Source organism: bacterium (genome assembly GCA_030652805.1).
GTDB lineage: Bacteria > JAHJDO01 > JAHJDO01 > JAHJDO01 > JAHJDO01 > JAHJDO01.
The window spans coordinates 1-2,860 of the sequence record JAUSPT010000063.1 but is presented as its reverse complement, the minus strand read 5'-3'; the positions used below and the strand labels follow the sequence as shown (position 1 = coordinate 2,860).

Annotated in this window: 3 protein-coding genes; all 3 read right to left on the bottom strand. The window is 36.4% G+C overall.

Going from position 1 to position 2,860, the window contains the following annotated elements; all coding sequences use genetic code 11:
- On the bottom strand, nt 1-846 hold an 846-nt coding region (locus tag Q7J67_06865; protein ID MDO9464999.1), incomplete at its 3' end, for an ABC transporter ATP-binding protein.
- A gap of 3 nt (nt 847-849) precedes the next feature.
- Nucleotides 850-1,722 carry an ABC transporter permease gene (locus tag Q7J67_06860; GenBank protein ID MDO9464998.1) on the bottom strand — a complete coding sequence of 291 codons (873 nt, stop codon included), beginning with the start codon at nt 1,720-1,722 and terminating at the stop codon, nt 850-852.
- A gap of 57 nt (nt 1,723-1,779) precedes the next feature.
- Nucleotides 1,780-2,787, bottom strand: a complete 1,008-nt coding sequence (locus Q7J67_06855; GenBank protein MDO9464997.1) for an ABC transporter permease — start codon at nt 2,785-2,787, stop codon at nt 1,780-1,782.
- Between the last annotated feature and the right edge of the window lie 73 nt (nt 2,788-2,860).

Below are 2,860 nucleotides of genomic sequence, written 5' to 3'. Positions count from 1 at the left end.
GACTAAATCCGGTACAATTCCACATATGCTCTGAAGCTCGTCTGTCCTGCCAATTTTCGGAACTGCCTTTAGAAGCCCCTTAGTATAAGGATGATGAGGATTTTCAAAGATATTAATTGTTCTCGCATATTCAACCATGTTCCCGGCATACATGACCGCCATTTTATCACAAAATTCTGCTGCCACTCCCATATCATGAGTTATTAATATAACAGCATTACCAAACTTCTTTACCAATTCATCAAGCAATTCCAGGATTTGCGCTTGTATAGTCACATCAAGGGCAGAAGTCGGTTCATCTGCTATGAGCAGTTTTGGATTGGAAGATAGAGCCATGGCTATCATAACCCTTTGCGCCATGCCTCCGCTTAACTCATGGGGATAAAGATTTATGGTTCTTTTCCAATCAAGTCCAGCTATTTCCAACATTCTTCTAACTTCTGAATATATTTCCTTAACTTTACTTTTCTTCTTACTTCTGGCAATACTTTCAGCTATCTGAAACCCTACTCTCATTACCGGATTAAGGGCAGCAACGGGCTCCTGAAAGATCATAGCAATTTCTCTACCTCGAATATCATTAAGTTTATCTTCCTTCATAGAAGTTAATAATTTATCTTCAAATATTATATTTCCTTTAATAATTTCCCCAGGCTGTTCTATTAATCCCATTATAGATAAAGCAGTCACGGATTTACCGCACCCGGTTTCCCCGACTATACCAAGTCTTTCACCTTTGTTCATCCATAATTCTACACCATTTAATGCTTTTATTATTCCCCGATAAGTATGGAAAAAAACATTAAGTCCGGTAATATCTAAAAGGTTTCCTCTTATTTTTTCCATATACTACCTCCTGAGCCTTGGATCTAATATATCTCTAATACCATCACCTAAAAGATTAAAACCTAAAACGACAATTGCTATGGCAATACCAGGAAAAGTAGTTATCCACCATTGGGCTACAAGATAACTACGACCATCACTTACGATTGCTCCCCATTCTGGTGTCGGAGGTTGGGCCCCAAGTCCAAGAAAGCCAAGACCGGCTGCAGTAAGAATAATAGTTCCCATCCTTAAAGTCAGTTGAACAACCACCGGAGATATAGACATGGGTAAAACATGAGAGGCTATTATTCTAAAATCTTTTGCTCCTATTGCCTTTATAGCTTCTATATATGGTTGGGATTTAACTTTCATTGCTTCAGCTCTTCCAAGTCTGGCATACACTGTCCAATCTACCAATGCAATAGCAATCATTGTATTAGTAAGATTTGGGCCAAGCGCAGCAGTCAGTACCATAGCTAATACTAGTCTTGGAAATGCCAAAAACATATCTGTTATTCTCATGAGGATTTCATCAACAACTCCTCCAAAATAACCTGCGCTAATACCAACTACCGTACCAATAGTAATGCTTATTATTGATACGATAAAAATTATCCACACCTCAACTCTTGTTCCGTAAACAACACGGCTAAATACATCTCGACCATATTGATCTGTACCAAAAATGTGTTGAGAACTCGGAGGAAGTAATCTTTCCTTCATATTTTGGGCAGTAGGGTTATAAGAAGTTAATAGTGGCGCAAAGATGGCAATACATAAAAATATAACTATTATTACAGTTCCAATCATTGCAAGAGGGGTGCTTTTCCATAAATAAAAAGTATGTTTCCAATCTTCAAGAATGGGTCCTCTTTGTTTAAAAAATAATTCCATTTTTCCTTTTAGTGATATATTTTTTACACTATTCATAATTTTTTTCTATTCCTTTCTTTAAACTCTCATTCTTGGGTCAAGAGTAGCATAAGAAATATCTACAAGGAGGTTGGCAAGAGAATAAATAAACGCAATAAATAGAGTTCCTCCTGTTACAGCTGGATAATCTAATACGAGTAAAGCGTTTACAATATATCTTCCTAAACCAGGCCAACTAAAGATAGTTTCAGTAAGTACAGCACCGCTTAAAAGGCTTCCAAAGGAAAGACCTATTACGGTGACAACAGGTATAAGTGCATTCTTAAGGGCGTGACGATATATTACCAATCTTTTTGGAAGTCCTTTTGATTTAGCTGTTCTTATAAAATCTTGTCTAAGAACATCTAACATACTTGCCCTCATTATTCTCGCTATTGATGCAGCCGAAGCATAGCCGAGAACGAATGCGGGAAGTATAATATGACGAAGCACGTCCCAAAAAACTACCCAATCTCTCGCAATAATAGAATCTAATAGTAAAAGTCCGGTAATATGAGTAGGAAAAATAAAAAGATTGTGTCTGCCTCCACCCGGGAGCCAATCAAGATGATAATAAAACAATAATAACAGTAATAAACCGAGCCAAAAAACCGGCATCGATACACCTAATATCGAAAATACCCTTGAAAAATGGTCAATAGACTTATTTCGATAGATGGCAGAAAATACACCGAGAAATACACCAACCAATACAGCAAAAATCATAGAAACAATTGCCAATTCAATGGTAGCTGGGAAATAATTTATTATATCTTTTAAGACAGGCCGATTTGATTTGAGAGATATTCCAAAATCTGCATGAACTATGCCCTTTATATAATCAATGAACTGTAATATTATCGGTTTATCCAAACCAAGTTGATGTCTCATTTCATCAACGCGTTCTATGGGGGCATTCCCACCTAATATCGCTCCAACTGGGTCTGCGGGAATAATATGAGTTATAAAAAAAACGATCGTCGCTACTCCCAACATAACAATGACCATTAAAAAAATTCTTTTTAGAATATAAGTTCCCAGTTTCATTAAATATCTTCCTTTATTTCTTTAAATTTTTATAAATTAGTCACTTCTCAAAAAAGGAAGCGGTTTTAGAATC

Bases quoted from the DNA above. Each gene is read 5' to 3' on its own strand.
- Q7J67_06860 (MDO9464998.1), bottom strand. From the start codon at position 1,722: ATGGAATTATTTTTTAAACAAAGAGGACCCATTCTTGAAGATTGGAAA.
- Q7J67_06855 (MDO9464997.1), bottom strand. From the start codon at position 2,787: ATGAAACTGGGAACTTATATTCTAAAAAGAATTTTTTTAATGGTCATT.